This window comes from Actinomadura rayongensis (assembly GCF_009831215.1).
In the GTDB taxonomy this organism is placed as follows: domain Bacteria; phylum Actinomycetota; class Actinomycetes; order Streptosporangiales; family Streptosporangiaceae; genus Spirillospora; species Spirillospora rayongensis.
This window is the reverse complement of the sequence record NZ_WUTW01000005.1, coordinates 424,125-445,130: the sequence shown is the minus strand read 5'-3', so window position 1 is coordinate 445,130 and position 21,006 is coordinate 424,125. Positions and strand designations below refer to the sequence as shown.

Genomic DNA, 21,006 nt, shown 5'->3' with positions numbered 1-21,006 from the left:
CCGTCTTGTCACGACCATGACAAGGAAATACGGAGAAAAGTTGCCTGGGTGCGCATCGTGAGGTGACGATCCTGGGTCATCGTGGTCCCTCCGCTTCGAACGATCCCGTAGTTGGGGGAACCCCGCGCATGCAGAGCAGCAGTGGTCGTTCGGGAGCCGCGCAGGGCGACACGCGCATCGGCGAGGACGTGATTCGCCGGCACCTCATCGAGCAGATCGCGCGCCGCTCCCGGATCGCCGAGAACGAGGTCGACGCCGACCGTCCGCTGGAGGAGTTCGGCCTCGCGTCCCGGGACGCCGTCGCCATCGCCGGCGACCTGGAGCAGATGCTCGGCCGCTCGCTGCCCGCCACCCTGGTGTGGGAGCACCCGACGATCAACCGGCTGTCGGTGGCGCTGGCCAACGGCGCCGACCTCGCGCCCGCGCCCGTCCCGGAGCCGGCCGAGGCCCGTCCGGTGCTGGACCGCGAGCCGATCGCGGTCGTCGGCATCGGCTGCCGGTTCCCCGGCGGCGACCGCGACCTGAACGGCCCCGCCGACTACTGGCGGTTCCTGACCGGACGCGGCGACGCGATCCGCGAGGTCCCCGAGGGCCGCTGGGACCCGTTCGACGACGGCTCGCCCGAGGTCGCCGACCTGCTCGCGCAGACGACCAAGCTCGGCGGGTTCCTGAGCGACGTCGCCGAGTTCGACGCCCAGTTCTTCGGCATCACGCCGCGCGAGGCCGCCGCGATGGACCCGCAGCAGCGGCTCATCCTGGAAGTGGCGTGGCAGGCGTTCGAGCACGCGGGCATCGGCCCGGCGTCGCTGCGCGGCAGCCGCACCGGCGTGTTCGTCGGGGTGTCGGCGCCGGAGTACGCGGCGTTCACGGCGTCCGACCTCGCGTCCCTGGAGGCGTTCACCGCGACCGGCGCGGCGCTGAGCATCATCGCCAATCGGCTGTCGTACCTGCTCGACCTGCGCGGCCCCAGCATGATCGTGGACACGGCGTGCTCGTCGTCGCTGGTCTCCACGCACCTCGCCGTGCAGGCGCTGCGCAACGGCGAGGCGGACGTGGCGCTCGCGGGCGGCGTGAACCTGCTGCTGTCGCCGACCGTCACGATGACGTTCGACCTCGCGGGCGCGACCGCGGGCGACGGCCACTGCAAGGCGTTCGACGCGTCCGCCGACGGCATGGTCCGCGCGGAGGGCTGCGGCGCGGTCGTGCTGAAGCGCCTGTCGGACGCCGTCCGCGACGGCGACCGCGTGCTCGCGGTGATCAAGGGCTCGGGCGTCAACTCCGACGGCCGCTCCAACGGGCTCGTCGCGCCGAACTTCGACGCCCAGCGCGCCCTGCTGCGCGACGTGTACGCGGCGGCGGGCATCGACACGCGCGAGGTCGACTACGTCGAGGCGCACGGCACCGGGACGTTCATCGGCGACCCGATCGAGGCCAAGGCCGTCGGCGAGGTGCTCGGCGCGGGCCGGGACGCCGACGAGCCGCTGCTCATCGGGACGGCCAAGTCCAACCTCGGCCACATGGAGTCGGCGGCGGGCATCGCGGGCCTCATCAAGACCGTCCTCGCGCTGCACCACCGGACGATCCCGGCGAGCCTCCACTACAAGGAGCCGAACCCGCACATCCCGTTCGAGGAGCTGCGGCTCGCGGTCGTCGCGGAGGAGATCCCGTGGCCGGCGCGGTCGCACCCGCCGCGCGCGGGCGTGTCCGGGTTCGGGTTCGGCGGGACGAACGGCCACGTGCTGCTGGAGGCCGCGCCCGCGCAGGTGGTCGAGCGCGAGCCGCTGACCGTCCGGACGTTCCCGCTCTCGGACACGTCCGCCGACCGGATCCGCGACCACGCCGCGCTGCTCGCCGACTGGCTCCCCGAGGACGCCGAACTCGCCGACATCGCGCGCACCCTGCACGGACGCAACGGCCGGGGCCGCGCCCGCGCCGCCGTCGTGGCGCGCGACCGGGCCGGGCTCGCGGCGGGCCTCGCCGCGCTGGCCGAGGGACGGCCGCACCCGGGCGTCGTGTCCGGGACCGCGCTCGGGACGCCCGGCCGCCCGGTGTTCGTGTTCTCCGGCTACGGCGCGCAGCGGCCCGGCATGGCCAAGGCGCTGCTGGAGGAAGAACCGGCGTTCGCCGAGGCCATCGACGACATCGACGCGCTGTTCGCAGAGGAGGACGGCCCCGAACTCTGGTCCCTGCTGGAGTCCGGCGCGGAGCTGACCGGCGGCCCGGCGCAGGTCATGCCGGTGCTGTTCGCCGTCCAGATCGGCCTCGCGCGGATGTGGAAGGCCTACGGCGTGACGCCCGCCGCCGTCGTCGGCCACTCGATGGGCGAGGTCGCGGCGGCCGTCGTCGCCGGACGGCTCTCGCTCGCCGACGGCGCCCGCGTCATCTGCCGCCGCTCCCGGCTGCTGAACGGCCTGGTCGGCGGGGGCGCGATGGCGGTGCTCGGCGCGTCCGCGCAGGACGTCGCCCGGCTGGCCGCCGACCTCCCGGACGTCCACGCCGCCGTGTTCTCCTCACCGCGCCAGACCGTCGTGACGGGCGACGCCGCCCAGATCGGGACCGTGTTGGAACGGGCCGAGGCCGAAGGGCGCCTCGCCCGCCGCGTGCAGGCCGAGGGCGCCGGGCACTCCCCGCAGGTCGACCCGCTGCTGGACGACCTGCGCGCCGCCCTCGCCGACCTCGGCGAGGAGCCGGGCACCCCGCTCGCCGAGGGCATCGCGTTCTACACGACCGCGCTGGAGAACCCGCGCGGCGTCGGCGAACTGGACGCGGACTACTGGGCCGCGAACCTGCGCAACCCCGTCCGGCTGACCGACGCCGTAGCCGCCGCGTCCGAGGACGGCCACCGGACGTTCGTGGAGATCAACGCGCACCCGATCCTGTCGCACGGCGTCGGCGAGACGCTGGACGGAAGCGGCGCGCTCGTCACCCACACGCTGAAGCGCGCCCCGAAGGGCCAGGACACCGACGACGCGGTGACCTTCCACGCCCAGCTCGCGCTGCTCGCCGCGCACGGCCTGGCCGTCGCCGGGCCGGCCGACGGCGGGATCACCGACGTCCCGCACGCGCCGTGGCGGCACGAGCGGCACTGGCTGGACACCTCGCGCCGCGCCGGGTCGGGCCGCGACGAGCACCCGCTGCTCGGCGCGCACGTCGAGCTGCCCGGCGAGGACCGGCACGCCTGGCGCGCCGACGTCGGCACCGCCGTCCACGCCTGGGCGGCCGTCCACGACCTGCCGGTGCTGCCGGTCGCGGCGTTCGCGGAGATGGCGCTCGCCGCCGGGGCCGAGGCGCTCGCGACGGACGCCGTCCGCGTCAACAGCCTGTGGATCGAGCGCCCGCTCGCGCTGACCGACCACACGACCGTCACGACGACGTACGACGAGGTCGAGCAGCGCGTCGAGATCCACACCCGCACCGCCGCCGGGACGTGGACGCGCATCGCCAGCGCCGACGTCGGCGCCGACGCCCGTCCGGTCGTGCCCGGCGAGTTCGCCGGGCCCGTCACCGAGGTCGCGGGCGCCGAGCGCGGCAGCCGCCACTACCGGCTGCACCCCGAGGTGCTGGACCGGGCGCTCGGCGTCCTGTCCGCCGAGGCCGAGACCGTCACCGGCACGCCGGGCGTGTGGCTGGCCGAGACGATCGGGGCGCTGCGCGTCCACGGGCCGACGCACCGGGGCGGGCACGTCCGCGTCGCGGTGACGCACGACGGCGACGACGTCCTCGGCGCGCTCCAGATCGCCGGACCGGGCGGGGAGATCCTGGCCGAGGCGACCGGGATCGTGCTGCGCCGCGCCGAGCGCTCCGACGTGCCCGTGCCGCTCGCCGACAAGCTGGTCGAGCTGGTGTGGGACGAGACCGACGTCCCCGCGCCGCGCGCCGAGGCCGGCGCCTGGCAGATCCTCGCCGAGGACGACGACGCGCTCGCCCGCGCCGTCGCCGCCGGGCTGGCCGAGGCCGGGCACGCGGTCGTCCGCCGCGCGCTGGACGCCGGGGTCGACGGGACGCCGAGCGATGTCCTGTTCGTCCCGCCGCCGTCGCTGGTGGACGAGAACCTGGTCCTCGCCGTCGCGCGCCTGTCCACCGCGCTGCCCGACGGGCCGCGGCTGTGGATCGCGACGCGCGCCGCGCTGAGCGTCCTGCCCGGCGAGGCGGGCCTGCACCAGCAGGCGCACGTCCGCGCGCTGACCCGCGTGCTGGCGTTCGAGCGGACCGTCCAGCGCGCGACGCTCGTGGACGTGGACCGTCCGGCCGACCTGGTCGCCGAGCTGGTCGCGAACGCCGACGCCCGCGAGGTCGCCTGGCGCGGCGGCGTCCGCCGCGTCGCGCGGCTCGACCGGGCCGCGCTGCCGGACGTGACGCCGCGCAAGGTCGTGCGGCGCGGCGGCGCGTACATCGTGACCGGCGGCTACGGCGGCATCGGGCTCGTCACCGCGACGCTGCTCGCCGAGCGCGGCGCCGCCCGGATCGTCCTGTCCGGCCGGTCCGGACCCGGCCCGGACGCCGAACGCGCCATCACGCGGCTCCGCGAGCGCGGCACCGACATCGCGGTCGTCCTCGGCGACATCGCCGAGCCCGGCACCGCCGAACGGCTCGTCCGGGCGGCGCGCGAGGGCGGGCTGACGCTGCGCGGCGTCGTCCACGGCGCGGGCGCGATCGACGACCGCCTCATCACCGACCTCGGCGCGGACGACCTGCACCGCGTCTGGTCCGCCAAGGTCACCGGCGCGCGGCGGCTCGACGCGGCGCTCGGCACCGGCGACGGCCTGGACTGGTTCGTCGTCCACTCGTCCGCCGCCGCGCTGCTCGGCTCGCCCGGCCAGGCCGCCTACGCCGCCGCCAACGCCGCCATCGACGCGCTGATGGCCGAGCGCCGCGCCCACGGACGTCCCGGCACCGCCATCGACTGGGGCACGTGGTCGCAGGTCGGCGGCGCGGCGGAGACGGCCGTCGCGGTCATCGAGCCGATCAGCCCGGCCGAGGGCGCCGAGGCGCTGGAGGCGCTGCTCGCGCTCGACCGCGCCGACACCGGCGTCCTGCGGTTCGATCCGGCCGCCGCCGTGGGCCTGTTCCCCGAGATCCGCAACATGCCGTACTTCGCGGCGCTGACGGCCGCCGCCGCCGAACTCGGCGCGGACGGCGTCGCCGCCGACTGGCCCGGCATCGACGCGGTGAAGGAGCTGGACCCGGCGAGCGCGCGGGCCGCGATCGCCGCGCAGGTGCGGTACCGGATCGCGTCCGTCCTCGGGTTCGCGCCCGAGCGGCTGGACCCCGCGATCCCGCTGACCGACCTCGGGCTGGACTCGCTGGTCGCCGTCCGGATCAAGAGCGGCGTGGAGCACGACCTCGGGCTGACGGTCCCGGCGTCGGTGCTGCTCCAGGGCGCGAGCGTCAACGTCTTCGAGGAGTGGGCGGCCGGCGAGCTGGGCCTGTCGGACGCGCCCGCGCCCGCCACGGGCGGCTCGGCCGTGTCGAACGCCGAGGCCGGGTACGTCCTGGCGCGCGACGAGGCCGAGCGGCTCGCCGTCCGGATCTTCGAGGACGTCCTCGGGCTCGACCGCGTCAGCGCCACCGCCGACTTCTTCGCCGACCTCGGCGGCCAGGACCACCAGGCCGACCAGGCCGCCGCGCTGATCAACCGCGAGCTGGCCGCGGCGGGCGCGAGCGCCGTCGCGCGGACCGAGCTGTTCGCCACGCCGACCCCCGAGCACGTCGCCGAGTACCTGCGCGCGGCGGACGAGGAGGCGGCGCGGCAGACCGTCCGGCCGCTGCGGACCGGCGGCGACCGGCGCCCGCTGTTCCTCGCGCACCCGGCGGGCGGCACCACGGCCTGCTACCGGCAGCTCGTGGCGCTGCTCGGCCGCGACCAGCCGGTGTACGGACTCGAACGCTTCGAGGACGCCCCGTCCGTCGAGGAGCGCGCCGCCCGCTACGCCGAGCACCTGGTCGCGGCGCAGCCCGAGGGCGCGTTCCGGATCGGCGGCTGGTCGTTCGGCGGCGTCGTCGCCTACGAGACCGCACGGCAGCTCACCGCCGCCGGCCGCGAGGTCGAGTTCGTCGCGCTGCTGGACGCGGGCTTCCCGCTCGCCGTGGACGACGAGTCCGAGAGCCTCGCCCGCCGCTTCTCCGCGTTCGCCGACTACATCAACGAGACGTACGAACTCGACGTCAGCCTCGGCTACGACGAGCTGGCCGGGCTGGACGAGGAGGCGCAGTTCGCGCTCGTCCTCGAACGCGCCGCGCCGCTCGTCGACCACATCCCGCCCGCCGCGCTGACGCACCAGCTCACGTCCCACCAGGACACCCGCTCCCTGGAGGCGTACCGGCCCGGTCACTACGACGGGAAGGTCGTCCTGTACTACGCGCCGGAGGAGACGCCCTGGGCCGTCCGGGACGCCCGCTATGTCCTGGACGGGACCAACGGCTTCGGCCCGTACTGCACGGACCTGGAGATCGTGCCGATCGCTGGCGCGCATCACCTCAACCTGCTCGACCCGCCCGCCGTGGAAGCGCTCGCCAGGAACCTGGACACCCGGCTCGCCGCGCGGGACAGGAAGGCCGCACCGGCCCGCTGAGTTCGACCGCCCCGCCAACCCGGAGGAAACATGGCCCAGTCCGACGCACTGCTCGAAGCGGCTCGCAACGGCGCGAGCGAGCGGGAACTCCTGGACATCGACCTGCCCACCCGGTTCCGTGCCGCGTTCACCCTCAAGGACGAGGTCGGGATCTTCGAGGGCGAGAAGGACAAGGACGTCCGCCGGTCGCTGCACGTCGGCGAGGTCGACATGCCCGAGCTGGCCCCGGACGAGTGCGTCGTCGCGGTGATGTCGGCGGCGATCAACTTCAACACCGTCTGGTCGGCGATCTTCGAGCCGGTCCCGACGTTCGCGTTCCTGGAGAAGTTCGGCCGCCAGGGCTGGTACGGCGCCCGGCACGACCTGCCGTACCACATCCTCGGCTCGGACGGCTCGGGCGTCGTCGTCCGGACGGGCGCGGGCGTCAAGCACTGGAAGGTCGGCGACCGCGTCGTCCTGTCCCCGTCGTACGTCGACGAGGAGGACCACGGCTCCTACGACGACGGCATGATGAGCGAGACGCAGCTCGCGTGGGGCTTCGAGACGAACTTCGGCTCGCTCGGCGAGTACTGCATCGTCAAGGCCAACCAGCTCATCCCGAAGCCGAAGCACCTGACGTGGGAGGAGGCCGGCGCGAACACGCTGTGCGCCGCCACCGCGTACCGGATGCTCGTCGGCTCGCACGGCGCGCGGATGAAGCAGGGCGACGTCGTGCTGATCTGGGGCGCGACCGGCGGGCTCGGCTCGTACGCGACGCAGTTCGTGAAGAACGGCGGCGGGATCCCGGTCGGCGTGGTGTCGTCCGACGAGAAGGCCGAGCTGGTCCGCGCGCAGGGCTGCGACTACGTCATCAACCGCAACGACCTGGACCTCGGCGAGCAGGGTCTGCGGCACCCGAAGGCGGGCCGGATGCTGGGCGAGGCGATCCGGCGGCAGGTCGGCGAGGACCCGGGCATCGTGTTCGAGTACCTCGGCCGTGAGACGTTCGGCGCGTCGGTGTACGTCGCCAAGCGCGGCGGGAAGATCGTGACGTGCGGCTCGTCCACCGGGTTCAAGCACGAGTACGACAACCGCTTCCTGTGGATGCGGCTCAAGAGCATCATCGGCTCGCACGGCTTCAACTACCACGAGGCCGTCCAGACGAACCGGCTGATCGGGCTCGGCATGATCCACCCGACGCTGTCGGCGGTGTTCCCGCTGGAGGGCGCCGGGGACGCGACGCGGGCCGTCCAGACGAACCGGCACATCGGCAAGGTGGCCGTGCTGTGCGGCGCGACCGCCGAGGGCCAGGGCGTGGACGACCCCGAGCTGCGCGAGCGCGTCGGCGAGGACAAGCTGAACCTGTACCGGCGCTGACCTGCACGGACGCCTGCACGGACGTCCCGGGGCCGCGACGGCGGTTCCCGGGACGTCTGCTTTTAGCCGGAACTTTTACCTTCGGCCGTTCGGGGAAGGCGGGAGCGCAAGAAAGCTCGTCCTACACTTTGCTCGCATCCGAGCGAAGAGTCATGCTTGGACCACATGAGCCACATTGGTCAGTTATCAGATCTCGTGTCGGGTTCAGTGGGCGCGGGGCACCAGCCGGGAGGACACGTGGCGGAGGACGCGGACCGACGTCCCTGGGCCGAGCTGCCCCGGGACCTCGCCGAGCACATGCGGCCCCACCTGGACGAGGTGGCGGACGACATGATCCAGGAGATCCAGGCCCGGGTGCGCGAGTACGACCGGCAGGGCGAGGGCCCCTACTCCGGGACGCTGCGGATGGCCGTCGAGCGCGTCCTCCAGTACTTCGTGGACCGCGTGGCCGAGCCCGACAGCGAGCCGTCCTCGGTCACCGACTTCTTCCGAGCGATCGGCCGCGGCGAGGCCGGCGAGGGCCGCAGCCTGGACGCGATGCAGACCGCGATGCGCGTCGGCGCCATGATCGCCTGGCGGCGGATCACCGCCGGGGCCGTCAACCTCGGCGTCGAGCCCCGGACGCTCGGCGCGGTCGGCGAAGCCATCATGATGTTCCAGGACGAGCTGGCCGTCGCCGCCGCCGAGGGCTACGCGCAGGCGCAGGCCGCCGTCGCGGGCGAGATGCAGCGCCGCCGCAAGCGCCTGCTGGACCTGCTGCTCGCCGACCCGCCCGCCACCGGCGAGGCCATCGCCGACCTCGCCGCCGCCGCGCGCTGGCCGGTGCCCCGGACGGTCGCGGCCGTCGCGCTGGCCCGCCGCCACTCCGACGGCCGTCCGCCCGCGTTCCCGCAGGACATCCTGGTCGACCTCGCCCGCCGCAACCCCGCGCTGATCTTCCCCGACCCCGACGGTCCCGGCCGCGCGCGGCTGGTGGACCGCGCGCTCGGCGGGATGCTCGCGGTCGTCGGCCCGACCGTCCCGATCGGCGAGGCCGCCCGCTCCATCGCCTGGGCGCGCCGGACGCTCGGGCTGGTCGAGCGCGGCGTCATCGAGGCGCCGAAGAACGCGGGCGTGATCCGCAGCGTCGAGCACATGTCCACGCTGATCCTGTTCCAGGACGAGGCCCTGATCAACGGGCTGGCCGCGATCCGGCTCGCGCCGCTGGCCCATCTGCGCCCGAGCCAGCAGGACCGCCTGGCCGAGACGCTGCTCGCCTGGCTCCAGGCGGGACGCAACGCCAACGAGGTCGCGATGCGGCTGCACGTCCACCCGCAGACCGTCCGGTACCGGCTGCGGCAGCTCGAAGAACTCTTCGGCGACCAGCTCATGGACCCCGACCTGCGGTTCGACCTGGAGATCGTCCTGCGCGCCCGCGCGCTGCTGGCCGAGGGCCCGGGCGAGCACATCGTCCCGGCCGGCAAGGCCGCGTCCGGCGAGTCCGCCGAAGTGGTGACCTTCCGCCGCTGAGGACGTCCGGGCGCCGCGCCCGTTCGGTGTGCTCGTCGTAGTCGGCCTGCTCCTCGTCGCGGTGGACCTGGTGCGGGCCGGCCGACAACTCGGCGAGCGTGATCGCGCTGATGGCCATCTCGTCGGGCAGTTCCGCCGGGTCGATCCTGCTGCGCAGGATCATGATGTTGGTGCCGAGCAGTCCTTGCGCCTACCGCTCAGCGGTCATAGGGGTTGCTCGCGTCCTGGTCGGCCCGGAATGCCTCCAGGGCGAGGGCGGGCGCGTTGGTGGACATGGCCGCGAACTCGGCACGCGGGACGAACCGGCGGCGGCGCCGCAACGGGACCAGCTTGCCGATCTTGTGGCCGTCGCGCGTCACGGTGAACGCCTGGCCGCGCTCGACCGCGTCCATGATCTCTTTGGACCGGCTGCGCAGGTCCCGCTGGGTGACCTCGGGCTGAGCCCTCATACCGGCCAGGCTAGAGCAGGCCGTGGCATGGCGTGCTACAAGGTGCTACACCCCGGCCCGGCATGACGGCGCATAGCGCCGACCGATACTCCGCGAGACGCCGCTGATGGAAGCCTTGATCCTTTCGGCGGTTCGCCTTCGTCCTCTATCTCCGCGCTTTCGCGGGAGTTCCGTCACGGGCGCGCGTGTCCGATGTAGCCTCCGTCGAGAAGGCCGAAAGCGCGCCGAGGCGAAAGGTTCAGCATCATGGCCCGCCCCCCGAAGAAGCTCAACCCGAATGAGTCATTCGCCCAGCATTACGGGGCGAAAATCCGGTCATATCGGGAAAAGAAGGGCTGGACGCAGGATGAACTGTCGCGCAAGCTCCTGTGCGACGAGTCCCAGGTCAGCCGCTACGAGCACGGGCAGGCCGTCCCGGACGACAAGGGCGCCAAGATCCTCGACATGCTCTTCGAGACGGACTACTTCACGGAGCACCGCGAGGTGGCCGCCGTCAGCCGCATCCCGCCGAACGCCCGGGAACTCGCCAAGTACGAGTCCGAGGCCAAGAGCATCCGCGCCTTCTCCCATGGCGCGGTCATCGGCCTGCTCCAGTCCCCGTCCTACGTCCGCGCGCTGGCGAGGGGTGGTCTGACGCCGCAGGACGCCGACGAGATCGTGGAGGAGCGCGATCGGCGACAGGGCATCCTCGACGCCGACCCGCCCGTCAAGCTTCAGGCGATCATGAACGAGGCGGTCATCCGCAGCCTCGCTCACAATCCGGATATCGCCCGGGAGCAGATCCAGAAGCTCCTCGATCGTGCGGATCAGTGGAATGTTCAGATCCAAATTGTGAGGCTGGCCGATTTCACGCACCCGGGGCACCAGGGCGGAATCCATCTCATCGAATCCCGTAAGAAGGGATCCGTGGTCGCCTGGCATAGCGGGGTCGGCAGGTCGGGCCGAATCATCGACGATGACGAGGTGATCGTCGATCTGGTCGAGGGCTATGATCTCATCAGGTCAGCGGCGATGCCTGCGGCCGAGAGCTATGACCTGCTGAAGAAGATTCAGGAGTCCTTGTGAACCAGATCAGTCCCCGCAACTGGCGCAAGTCCAGCTACTCCGGCGGCGAGCACGGCGAGTGCGTGGAGGCTGGGTCGATGAGCGGTGTGGTGGCCGTTCGTGACACGGCGGCTCGCGACGCGGGCGTGATCACGCTCCCGGCGGCGCAGTTCGCGACCTTGCTGGCGGCGGCCCGCACCGGCGCCCTCGCCCTCTGAACAACTCCCGGAACCCCCGCCCCCCGGCGGGGGTTTCTGCGTTCCTGCCGCCGGGTTGTGACCCAGAAGAGCGTGGTGGCGGTTCGGGTGAGCAGGTGGGGCTTACCCGGGCGCGAGACCTGGGTCCGGGGAAGCTGAGAGAACCGTCACTCGGGCCGCGCCGTACATGCCTCCGGCGCTACAACAGGAGCGTGCTCCCGCCACGACGGTTCCTCTTCGTTCTCGCCTTCGCCTCCCTCCTGCTCGCCGCGCCCGCGTCCGCCGCGAGCGCCGCCCCCGCCGCTCCGGTCTCGCCGCGCGCCTGCGCGGAGACGCTGACCTGCCGGATCGGCGACATCGCGCGGATGCCGATGGCCGACCGCCTGGTCCTCGTCCACGCCCTCCAGGAGGGCCGGGCGCAGTCCTTCGAGAAGGGCTTCGCGCGCTGGAACGTCATCGAAGGCGTCATCCAGGTGTTCCTGGACGAGAAGATGGGCGCGCCCGGCACGTGGGCGTCCTACACCAACGCCGGGGACATCGAGGCGATCCTGCGCGGCGTCGCGCTGGCGGCGGGCGTCAGCGACGACGACTACGGCGATCCGGGCGCCCGGCCCTGGGCCCGCTACCTCACCGATCTGAAGGCGGGACGGCTGGCGCGCAAGGCCGTCCACGACAACGAATGGGGGACCGCCGAGCAGGCCGCCATCGACTGGGGCCGCGACCCGGCCAACAATCCGGCCCGGCCGGACCGCAGCGAGAACGCCATCTTCGTGGCGAGCCAGGCCTACCGGGCGCTCCTGCGCAACGAACCGGCCCTCATCACCGTGCTCCGCACTCTGCACGACCCGGTGCTCAGCCGCTGCTACGACTGGCTGACCGACGTCACGAACCGCAAGGCGATCCGGGTGGCCGGGAACACGATCATCACCATCGCCCGGGACCCCCTGAACGTCCCGGCCGTCGCCCACGCCCTCGCCCGGCTGGGGTCCCTGTTCCCCGAATGCGCACGCGGCCCGGACCCACGGGCCATGAGCACGGACGCCTGACCGCCCTCGGCGGCTCGTGCGGCGGGCGCGCTCCTAGACTGCGCGGATGAGCGACGTACGGAGGCTGGGCGGACGGGTCGTCTACGAGAACGCGTGGATGAGCGTCCGGGAGGACGAGATCGAGCGGCCGGACGGGTCGCGCGGCGTCTACGGGGTCATCGACAAGCCGGACTTCGTGGTCGTCCTGCCGTTCGAGAACGGCGGCTTCCACCTGGTCGAGGAGTACCGGTACCCGGTCGAGCGGCGGTCGTGGAACTTCCCGCAGGGGTCGCTGCCCGGCCGCCGCGCCGGGGACCCCGAGGAGGTCGCCCGGCGCGAGCTGGCCGAGGAGACGGGCCTGCGCGCCGCGACGCTGACGCGGCTCGGCCGGCTGGACGCCGCGCACGGCATGAGCAGCCAGCGCTACGCCGTGTTCGTCGCGACGGACCTCACGGCAGGCGAGCACGCCCGCGAGCCGGAGGAACAGGACATGCGGCAGCAGTGGTTCCCGGAGGCGGACGTGCGGCGCATGATCCGGGACGGCGTCATCACCGACGACTCGTCCGTCGCCGCGTACGCGCTCTACGTCCTGAGCACCGACGAGACCTGACCCGTCAGGCTCACGGGCCAGGTGTGGACGGGCTCGTTCGTCCGCATGTGCTCGGCGTACCGGCGGACCATCGCGCGCAGCGCCTCCTGGCGCGGCACGCCGGTCTCTTCGAGCGCGGCGACCGTCCGGATCTGCCAGTCCGCGCCGGTCTGCCCGGTCTCGGCCCGTCCGGCGATGATCCCGAGCAGCCGGTCGCGCCGCGCCGGGTCGACGCCCCACGCGTCCAGGCCGCGATGGGCCAGCGGCAGCAGGTGGTCGAGGACGAGCGAACGCGCGGAGATCTCACCGGCGCCCGGCCAGTACAGCGTGGACTCCATGCCGTGGCGGGCGGCGCGGTGGAGGTTGTCGCGGGCGGCGTCGAAGGACATGCGCGTCCACACCGGCCGTTCCTCTTCGGCGAGCGTCCGGACGAGCCCGTAATAGAAGGCGCCGTTGGCGATCACGTCGGCGGCGGTCGGCCCGGCGGGCAGCACCCGGTTCTCGATGCGCAGATGCGGACGGCCGTTCAGCACCGCGTAGATCGGGCGGTTCCAGCGGTAGATCGTCCCGTTGTGCAGCGACAGCTCGCCCAGCTCGGGAATGCCGCCCGATTCCAGCACGGCGAGCGGGTCCTCGTCGTCGCAGAGCGGCAGCAGCGCCGGGAAATAGCGGGTGTTCTCCTCGAACAGATCGAAGACGGACGTGATCCACCGCTCCCCGAACCACACCCGGGGCCGGACGCCCTGCGCCTTCAGCTCCTCCGGGCGCGTGTCGGTGGCCTGCTCGAACAGGATGATCCGCGTCTCGTGGTGCAGCCGGTGCCCGAACAGGAACGGCGCGTTCGCGGCCAGCGCCACCTGCGGCCCCGCGATGGCCTGCGCGGCGTTCCAGTACGCGCCGAACTGGTCCGGGCTGACCTGGAGGTGGAACTGGACGCTCGTGCAGGCGGCCTCGGGCAGGATCGTCTCGGTGTGCATCCGGAGCGGTTCGGGGCCGTCCACCGCGATCCGGACCTCTTCGCCGCGCGCCGCGATGATCTGGTCGTTGAGCATCTTGTAGCGCTCGTTGCCGGAGATGGCCTCCTCGCCGATGTCGCCCCGGCGCAGCGTCGGCAGGATCCCGATCATGATGAGCCGGCCGCCGACCTCCTCGGCGCGCCCGTCGGCGTGCTCGACGTGCTCGCGCACCTCGGTCTCCAGCTCGCCGGTCCGGTTCCCGCCGAGCTGCCGGGGCGGGATGTTGATCTCCAGGTTGAACTGGCCCAGCTCGGTGTCCCAGGCGGGGTCGGCGATGGCCTTCAGGACGTCGGAGTTCCGCATCAGCGGGTCGCCGGCGGCGTCGATGAGGTTGAGCTCGATCTCCAGCCCGATGTGCGGGCGCTCGAACTCGAACTGCGACTCGCCGAGCATCCGCGCGAGCACGTCCAGGCACTGCCGGACCTTCTCCCGGTAGCGCCGCCGATCCTCTCCGCTCACGGTGATCGCCGTGACGTCCCTGCCCATGTGACCGTCCCTGCGTCCGGATGAGTGTCACAAAACGGATGTCCCCGGTGGACGAGGGCGAAACCCGGCCCCGGGTTTCGGATGCCCGTTTTGTTACCCCCGGGTACCTTGAGGTATTCGGCGGACGATCCCGCCGTTGTGACCCACAGTGAGAGAACGACCCCGGCGGGCTCATCACGGGCGGGAGGACCATGCGGCTGCGACCCCGGTCGATCCGGGCACGCGACACGCTCGTCTCGGCCGTGCTCGCCGTGCTCGTCTTCGGCGCGATCGCGGCGGCGGCGGACTTCTCGATCCGCGCGGGCGTCCAGGCGTCGCTGCTGTCGCAGGTGCAGCAGGCGGCGTTCCGCGTCAGCGGCAGCGTCCGCGACGGCACGCTCCGCCACCCCATCCCCGACGACTCCGGCGGGCGGATCGCGCTCCAGGTCGTCGCGCCCGGCGGACGGGTCGTGGACGCGTCCGCCGCGACGCGGGGCCGTCCGCCGCTGAGCCGCCGGTGGCCGCGACCGGATCGCCGCGTGCAGAACTACACGCAGTGCGTTCCGCGTCCGGGGCCCGGGGATCGGTGCACGCTCGTTGAGGCCGTCCGGGCTACGACCGCGCCGGATTCGGTCGTGGTGTACGCGGCGCGGCCCGTCCCGTCCTACCTGTCCAACGGGGTGCTGGAGGCGATGCTCGCGCTCACGGCGCTGGTGCTCGCGGCGCTGGCGGCGGGCATCACCTGGGGCGTCGTCGGGCGGACGCTGCGTCCCGTCGGGCAGATCCGCGCGCAGCTCGCCGAGATCAGCGGCAGCGACCTCAGCCGCCGCGTCCCGCAGCCCGCCGGACAGGACGAGATCGCGCAGCTCGCCCGTACCGCCAACCAGACGCTGGACCGTCTGGAGCGGGCCGTGGCGCGGCAGCGGCAGTTCGCGTCCGACGCGTCCCACGAGCTGCGCACGCCGATCACCGGGCTGCGCGCCAACCTGGAGGACGCGTCCATGCATCCGCACGACACCGACCTGGTCGAGGTCGTGCGGACGGCGCTGCGCGACACCGACCGGCTGGAGTCGATCATCACCGACCTGCTGCTGCTCGCCCGGATCGGCACCGGCGGGACGGCCGCGCAGGAGACCCTGGACCTCGCCGCGCTCGCCCGCGCCGAGCTGGCGTCCCGCCCGGCGGTCGACACGGTGCTGGCGGACGGCGTGCGGGTGCGCGGCGTGCGGATGCAGCTCGTGCGGCTGCTCAACAACCTGCTGGACAACGCCGAGCGGTACGCGGGCGGGCCGGCGGAGATCCGGGTCGTCCGGTCCGACGCCGAGGCGCTGCTGATCGTCGCCGACCTCGGGCCCGGCATCGACCCGGCCGACCGCGAGCGCGTGTTCGAGCGGTTCACGCGGCTGGACACCGCGCGCAGTCGGGGCGCGGGCGGCACCGGGCTCGGGCTCGCGATCGCCCGGGAGATCGCCCGCGCGCACGGCGGCGACCTGACGATCGAGGACGCCCGGGCCGGGGCGCGGTTCGTCCTGCGGCTGCCGCTTGATCCGGCGCGGTGAGGGTTTTCCCCAGGCTGTGGAGAACTTCAGGGCGTGACGGCGCGGGAGTAGAGGCGCGCGGCGGCCTCGGCGAGGTCGTTGGACGCGATCACGCACGCGGTGATGTGGTCGTTGAGCGCGTGGAAGACCCAGGGCGGGGCGTCTTGTTCGCGGAGCCGCGCCGCGAGCGCCCGCAGTTTCCCGGCGCGGTCGGCGAGCGCGGCGGCGTCGGCGTCCAGCGTGCGGGCGTGGTCGATCAGCGCTTCGGTCATCCGGGGACGCTCCGCAGGCTCCGGTGGGCGCGGGCGACGACGCAGAACACCGGGCGGGCGCCGTCCAGGCCCAGTTCGCGCAGGTGGCGGGCCATGGGATGCTCGTCCGGCCCGGCGGTCAGGCGCAGGCCCGGCGCGGGGTGGGCTTTTCGCGGGCCGCGTTCTTCCACGCACGACGGGGTGAGCGTGCCGTTTTTCAGCGTGCTGACGGTGTGCGTCCCGCCCGCGAGCGGGACTCCCGGGCCGAGCGCGCCCGCGAGCGTCAGGACCGGGCCGCCCGCGTCGACCTCGGCCCGCGTCCACCGTGCGCCGCCGCCCGCGCGGACGTCCGCTTCCGTCGCGGGCTGGCCGAACACCTCGGTCGCGACCGCGTGCGCGAGGCCGGTGGACTGCGCGGACGCGAGCAGGCACGTCCCGAACCCGCGCGTGAGGACGCCCACGCTCGCCTCCCCGAACCGTCCGAGCGTGCCGCGCCGGTGTTCCGCTATGTGGACGGCGACGAGCGCCCGTCCGCGCACGGTCACGGTCTCGTCCGGCAGCCCGGCGGCTCGGACGGTGAAGTAGGCCGTGACCGCGTAGCCGTCGTCGCATCGGACCGGCAGTTCCACTGGCCCGTGGGTGGTCGTCGCCCGCCGCGTCACGCCGCCGTCGCTGTCGTAGAGCTGGTAGACGTGCGTGCGCGTCACCGGCCCCCGCAGCGGCGACAGGCGCGCGTCGACGGCGTCGCGCGCTTCGGGCAGGTCCTCGGCGAGGTTCCGCGTGTAGTGCTCGATGCTGTGGCACGCCGGGAAGACGTGGGACGGGTCGGTGTAGTCCACCACGTACCAGTCGGGGTGCAGGTCGAAGCAGTTCCCTGCGCCCTGGCCGTCCAGCGTCGGGATCAGGTCGTGCTGGTTGGTGATGCTCGCGACCCACGTCCGGGGGTCGGCGGGCTGCTTGAAGTCGACCGGCGAACCGACCGCCACGATGTGCGTCACCGTCCACCTTGCGCAGAACGCGGCGTCCTGCGCGAGGCTCAGCGCCGCCGCGCCGCCCGCGCTGTGCCCGACGAACGCGATCTCGGCGCCGTCCGGGACGCAGTCGGCGACGGCCCGGCCGAGCGCGCGGCTGTACGGGCCGCTCGCGCGGACGGTCGCGCTGAACGCGCCGAGCAGGTCGGCGGGGGAGGCGTCGTCGGGACGGCCGAGCCGCATGCCTGGGACCAGGACGACGTAGCGCTCGGTGCCGTCCGGGCCCTGCACTGCGCGGATCGCCACGCGTCCGGTGGGGCCGAGGACGCCGATGTCGCCGAGGAAGGCGAGCAGGGAGCCGTCCGTCGACAGGTGCTCGTCCGGTGCGAGGACGGTCCGGCGCGCCGCGCCCGCGCCGACGTCCAGCGCGGCGACGGCCCGGTTGCTCAGCCCGGTCAGCGGGTCGGCGGTCGCGGTCGCCGTGCCGGTCGCGATGAGCCAGGCCGTGCGGTCGTTCAGCGGGCTGCGGTCGCGCAGGGCGCGCAACGCGAGGATCTCGCCGAACACCGGCGCGAGGGCCGTCAGCGCGCGGGCCGCGCCCCGGTCCCGGACGAGCGCGACCAGCGCCCGCGCGGCCTCGATCTCCCGGCCCTCGGTGACCGCGTCGTTCAGCCGCTTGAGCAGCGGGCCCTCGGCGAGTTCGGGGTGGGAGAGCGTCACCGCCGCGATACGCAGGCGTAGCGACGTCGTCAGCACCCGGACGGCCAGGCTCTCGGCCCGCAGCGCGCCGCCGAGCTTGGCGCCGAGCGTCCCGAGCGGGCCCCCGGCGGGCGCGCCGAGGCCGCGCGGGTTCGTGACGGCGCGCAGCAGCGCCCGCTGCGCCCTGAGGCCGGGCCGCCGACGGGCCGTCGGCGCGGTGCCGGTCAGCGCCGCGGTGGCGTGGACGGACGCCGTCCGGATCGCGTCCGCCGTCTCGGCCAGCTCGCGCGCGGCGTCGCGCAGCGCGTCGCCGGTCGGGTCGGGGGTTGGGTCGGGGGTCGCGTCGGGGGTCACAGTGCGCCTCGCCAGGTCATGCTGACGAACCTCGGCTTCGGGTCCTCGGGGATGTTGCGGTGCAGGACGTCCGACAGCGTCCGCGTGCTTCCGATGATCCGCATGCCGAGCGGGGTGAACGTCCGGGCGTTGGCGACGCGGGGCGCGAGCAGCGGGTTGGTCAGCGCCTGCGAGAACGCGTCGATCGCGATGATCTTCGTGAGCAGCGGCGGCAGGATCGCGCGCGGCGACCCCGGCTCCTCGGCGAACAGGCCGACGTAGAGGTCGACGTCGTCCACGCTCGCGTACAGGTCGCGCAGTGCGCCGCTGACGCGAGGATCGGTGCTGACGTGCTCGAACCGGCGGGCGCGCGGGAACCGGCAGTGCTCGCGGTAGGCGTTGTAGGGGGCGAGGTGGAGCGCGCGGGATCCGGCGATGGAAGCCACGTCCACGTCGCGCAGCGCCGGGTCGGTGTTGAACAGGCCGATGCGTCCGGCCCGCTGCTCGGACGCGTCCTCGAACAGGCGGCCGAGGCCCGGTCCGGGGATCAGCGCGCTGCCGAACAGCGTCGCGGCGAGCGGCAGTTCACGTCCGCCGACGTCCAGCGCGGACGGGACGAGCTGGTGCCACCGGTACACGAGGTTGAACTCCACCGACGCCCAGTTCTGCCGGTGCCACACCGCGCGCGACAACCGCCGAGTCAGCGCCGGATCCAGGACGAACCGGAAGTGGTACGGCGTGATGTGGTTGATGTACTCCTCAAGGACGAGCTTGATGACGATCGCGATGACGATGTTGCGGGCCGTCTGGAACAGCCGCTCGTCGTCCCAGCGCGGGTTGTCCTCGGCGAGCAGCCGCGCGACGCGGTTGTGCTCGCGCAGGAACAGGATCGTCAGCAGCGCGAACCCGATCTGGGCGTTGCCCCGGTCGCCGCCGAAGGCGAACAGCGTGTCGCGGGCCGGCGCGTCCAGCAGGTCCATCCGGGCGACGCTCAGCGCCGCGAACTCCGGCTTCACCTCGCCCTTCTCGCACAGGTGGGGCGGGAACTCGCCGCCGTCGATCTCCTGGGACTTGAGCAGGCCGCCGTCGAACGTCCGGACCGCGGCGGTGGCGGCGGCGTCCAGGCCGTAGAGCTGGTTCAGGTCGATCTCGTGGTTGGAGCTGTTGACGCGGGGGTCGCGGGGAAGCTTGGTGTCACCGCGCAGGAAGCCGTCGGTGAACCACTGCGCGAAGTACGCGAACAGCACCGTGGACTTCGGGCACGGGACCATCGTGTGGCCGCGCGTGAACAGGTCGGCGGCGCGCTCGGGGGACGGGCGGGCGTCGTCGTTCCCGGGGTCGGGCGGCAGGTGGCGGCCCATGAAGGAGCGGTCGGTGAGGGACGTCCAGGACGTGTAGGGCGCGAGCGTGCTGAGCGGTTCGGGCCGTCCCGGCATCTCCCGGACGGCCCGGTCGATCAGCGCCGCGTTCAGCCGCAGCCGCACCGGCGGGACGGCCTCGGCGAGCCGCCACAGCGGACGGCCGCGGGTCAGCGCGAGCAGGCGCAGGCGGTTCTCGACGCCGTCGGCGGCGATCGTCCGGGTCATCGGCGCTCCCCGAGCTCCAGGACGAACCGGTCGGGGAAGACGTCCCGGTCGCGGACCACGTCGCCGTCGGGGGACGGCAGCAGCCGCACGCCCGGCCGGCGCAGCAGCCGCCGGACGGTCTCGGCGATGACGACCGCGCCCGGATGCACGCCGAGGCACGCGTGCGGGCCGTGCCCGAAGTGCAGGTAGGCGTGCGCGGGACGGTCGAGGCGGAAGCGCTCCGGGTCGGGGACGACGTCCGGGTCGCGCATCGCGGACGCGACCGCCGCGAGCACCGGCGACCCGGCGGGGACGGGCGTCCCGGCGAGGACGTGGTCGTCGGCGCAGGTCCGGGCGATCATCTTCAGGAACGGGTCGAACCGCAGCGCCTCCCAGACGTACGGGTCGAACCGGGCGGGATCGTCGGCGCGGGCGGCCTCGGCGGCCTCGGCGCGCAGCACCGCGTCGCCGAGCAGGTGCCGGACGATGTGCGTCATCGACCCGGCCGCGTTCTCCACGAAGCCGAGCAGCAGCGCCGCGACGTTGGCGGCCAGCCGTTCGTCGTCCCACCCGGGCGGCGGCGCGACGCGCAGGAGGCGGCCGAGGACGTCGTCGCCGGGCGCGGTGCGCCGCTCGGCGACGAGTTTCCGCAGGTAGGCCATCATCTCCGCGCCCGCCGCGACGGACTCGGCGTGGATCTCCGGATCGCCGGCGAGGTTCGCGGTGACGTCGGTGATGATCGTCCGGGACCAGCGCGAGAGCGTCGCCGCGTCCGGGCCGGGGAAGCCGAAGTACTCCGCGCAGACCGCGAGCGGGACGTGCCGGAACAGCGCGCCGACCGCCTCGATCGTCCCGCCCGGCGCGGCCGTGTCGAGCGCGGCATCGGCGCGGCGTCCGGCCAGGTCGCGGACGCGCCCGGCGTCCTCCGGGGCGAGGACGACCTGCATCAGCCCCTTCTCGCGCCAGTTCAGCGCGGACGCGTCGCGGCTCAGCATGACCGGGCCGCCGAGCGCGCCGTCGAGCCGCGGCGCGTACGCCGCGACGGTGAAGGCGCGGTCGCGAGTGAGGACGGCGGTGACATCGGTGTACCGGGTGACGAGCGTGAAGCCCGGGGTGACAAGGACGGGTTGTCGTTCGCGCAGTTCGGCGAATAACGGCTGCGGATCGGTGCGCAGCCATCCGGCGAGCAGGACGGTCGCCCCGGCCGGGTCGCGCGCCGCCACGTTCGTGTAGCGCTCCAGGTAGCCGTCCGTCACGTGATCGTCGTCGTTCATGCGACCGGACTCTCGTCGGGGGCGTGGGCGCCCGGTGGGTGTGCGGGAGCCGACCGTAGCAACGCCTTCTGCCGATTCGCTACGCCATGTAGGGATAATGACGCAAAGGGTAATGGTTGAGTGTCCTGTCGGTTACTACCTTGTTGCACAGAG

Annotated in this window: 14 protein-coding genes; 8 read left to right on the top strand and 6 right to left on the bottom strand. The window is 73.5% G+C overall.

Annotation, left to right across the window (positions count from 1 at the left end):
* Window positions 1-128: 128 nt before the first annotated feature.
* The 3 genes from GQ466_RS23575 (at window position 129) to GQ466_RS23565 (ending at window position 9,437) form a co-directional block, all read left to right on the top strand.
* Window positions 129-6,572 (top strand): type I polyketide synthase, encoded by a 6,444-nt coding sequence (locus GQ466_RS23575; protein ID WP_161105171.1) that lies wholly within the window; start codon window positions 129-131, stop codon window positions 6,570-6,572.
* Between the two features lie 30 nt (window positions 6,573-6,602).
* Window positions 6,603-7,928: a crotonyl-CoA carboxylase/reductase gene (gene ccrA, locus GQ466_RS23570; RefSeq protein ID WP_161105170.1), complete on the top strand. Its 1,326-nt coding sequence runs from the start codon at window positions 6,603-6,605 to the stop codon at window positions 7,926-7,928.
* A gap of 237 nt (window positions 7,929-8,165) precedes the next feature.
* A complete protein-coding gene (locus GQ466_RS23565; protein WP_337193598.1) occupies window positions 8,166-9,437 on the top strand; it encodes a PucR-like N-terminal domain-containing protein in 1,272 nt (423 codons plus the stop codon).
* A gap of 197 nt (window positions 9,438-9,634) precedes the next feature.
* Here the strand turns inward: GQ466_RS23565 and GQ466_RS23555 are convergent, their stop codons facing one another.
* Window positions 9,635-9,886, bottom strand: coding sequence for a type II toxin-antitoxin system prevent-host-death family antitoxin (locus GQ466_RS23555; protein WP_161105168.1), 252 nt, complete (start codon window positions 9,884-9,886; stop codon window positions 9,635-9,637).
* A gap of 246 nt (window positions 9,887-10,132) precedes the next feature.
* On the opposite strand from GQ466_RS23555, the gene GQ466_RS23550 reads away from it, so the two are divergent.
* The 4 genes from GQ466_RS23550 (at window position 10,133) to GQ466_RS23535 (ending at window position 12,762) form a co-directional block, all read left to right on the top strand.
* Window positions 10,133-10,951 carry a helix-turn-helix domain-containing protein gene (locus GQ466_RS23550; RefSeq protein WP_161105167.1) on the top strand — a complete coding sequence of 273 codons (819 nt, stop codon included), beginning with the start codon at window positions 10,133-10,135 and terminating at the stop codon, window positions 10,949-10,951.
* Window positions 10,948-11,148 (top strand): DUF397 domain-containing protein, encoded by a 201-nt coding sequence (locus GQ466_RS23545; RefSeq protein WP_161105166.1) that lies wholly within the window; start codon window positions 10,948-10,950, stop codon window positions 11,146-11,148. The genes GQ466_RS23550 and GQ466_RS23545 overlap by 4 nt, the downstream gene beginning before the upstream one ends.
* 191 nt (window positions 11,149-11,339) lie before the next feature.
* Complete coding sequence (locus GQ466_RS23540) at window positions 11,340-12,173, top strand: hypothetical protein (protein WP_161105165.1); 834 nt, start codon at window positions 11,340-11,342, stop codon at window positions 12,171-12,173.
* Between the two features lie 46 nt (window positions 12,174-12,219).
* Window positions 12,220-12,762 carry an NUDIX domain-containing protein gene (locus tag GQ466_RS23535; protein ID WP_161105164.1) on the top strand — a complete coding sequence of 181 codons (543 nt, stop codon included), beginning with the start codon at window positions 12,220-12,222 and terminating at the stop codon, window positions 12,760-12,762.
* Here the strand turns inward: GQ466_RS23535 and GQ466_RS23530 are convergent.
* Window positions 12,735-14,243 (bottom strand): glutamate-cysteine ligase family protein, encoded by a 1,509-nt coding sequence (locus GQ466_RS23530; RefSeq protein WP_161105163.1) that lies wholly within the window; start codon window positions 14,241-14,243, stop codon window positions 12,735-12,737. The two genes, GQ466_RS23535 and GQ466_RS23530, sit on opposite strands and share 28 nt — an antisense overlap.
* A gap of 191 nt (window positions 14,244-14,434) precedes the next feature.
* Between GQ466_RS23530 and GQ466_RS23525 the strand changes: the two genes are divergently transcribed.
* Window positions 14,435-15,781 (top strand): sensor histidine kinase, encoded by a 1,347-nt coding sequence (locus GQ466_RS23525; protein ID WP_161105162.1) that lies wholly within the window; start codon window positions 14,435-14,437, stop codon window positions 15,779-15,781.
* 26 nt (window positions 15,782-15,807) lie between these two features.
* Here the strand turns inward: GQ466_RS23525 and GQ466_RS23520 are convergent, their stop codons facing one another.
* From GQ466_RS23520 to GQ466_RS23505, 4 genes are read right to left on the bottom strand one after another with little or no spacing between them, the layout of a single operon-like run.
* Entirely contained in the window at window positions 15,808-16,032 is a 225-nt protein-coding gene (locus tag GQ466_RS23520) for a hypothetical protein (protein WP_161105161.1), read from the bottom strand.
* On the bottom strand, window positions 16,029-18,035 hold the full coding sequence (locus tag GQ466_RS23515) for a hypothetical protein (protein ID WP_161105160.1): 2,007 nt from the start codon (window positions 18,033-18,035) through the stop codon (window positions 16,029-16,031). The genes GQ466_RS23520 and GQ466_RS23515 overlap by 4 nt, the downstream gene beginning before the upstream one ends.
* Window positions 18,032-19,600: a peroxidase family protein gene (locus tag GQ466_RS23510; protein ID WP_161105159.1), complete on the bottom strand. Its 1,569-nt coding sequence runs from the start codon at window positions 19,598-19,600 to the stop codon at window positions 18,032-18,034. The genes GQ466_RS23515 and GQ466_RS23510 overlap by 4 nt, the downstream gene beginning before the upstream one ends.
* Window positions 19,597-20,853 (bottom strand): cytochrome P450, encoded by a 1,257-nt coding sequence (locus tag GQ466_RS23505; RefSeq protein WP_161105158.1) that lies wholly within the window; start codon window positions 20,851-20,853, stop codon window positions 19,597-19,599. The genes GQ466_RS23510 and GQ466_RS23505 overlap by 4 nt, the downstream gene beginning before the upstream one ends.
* Between the last annotated feature and the right edge of the window lie 153 nt (window positions 20,854-21,006).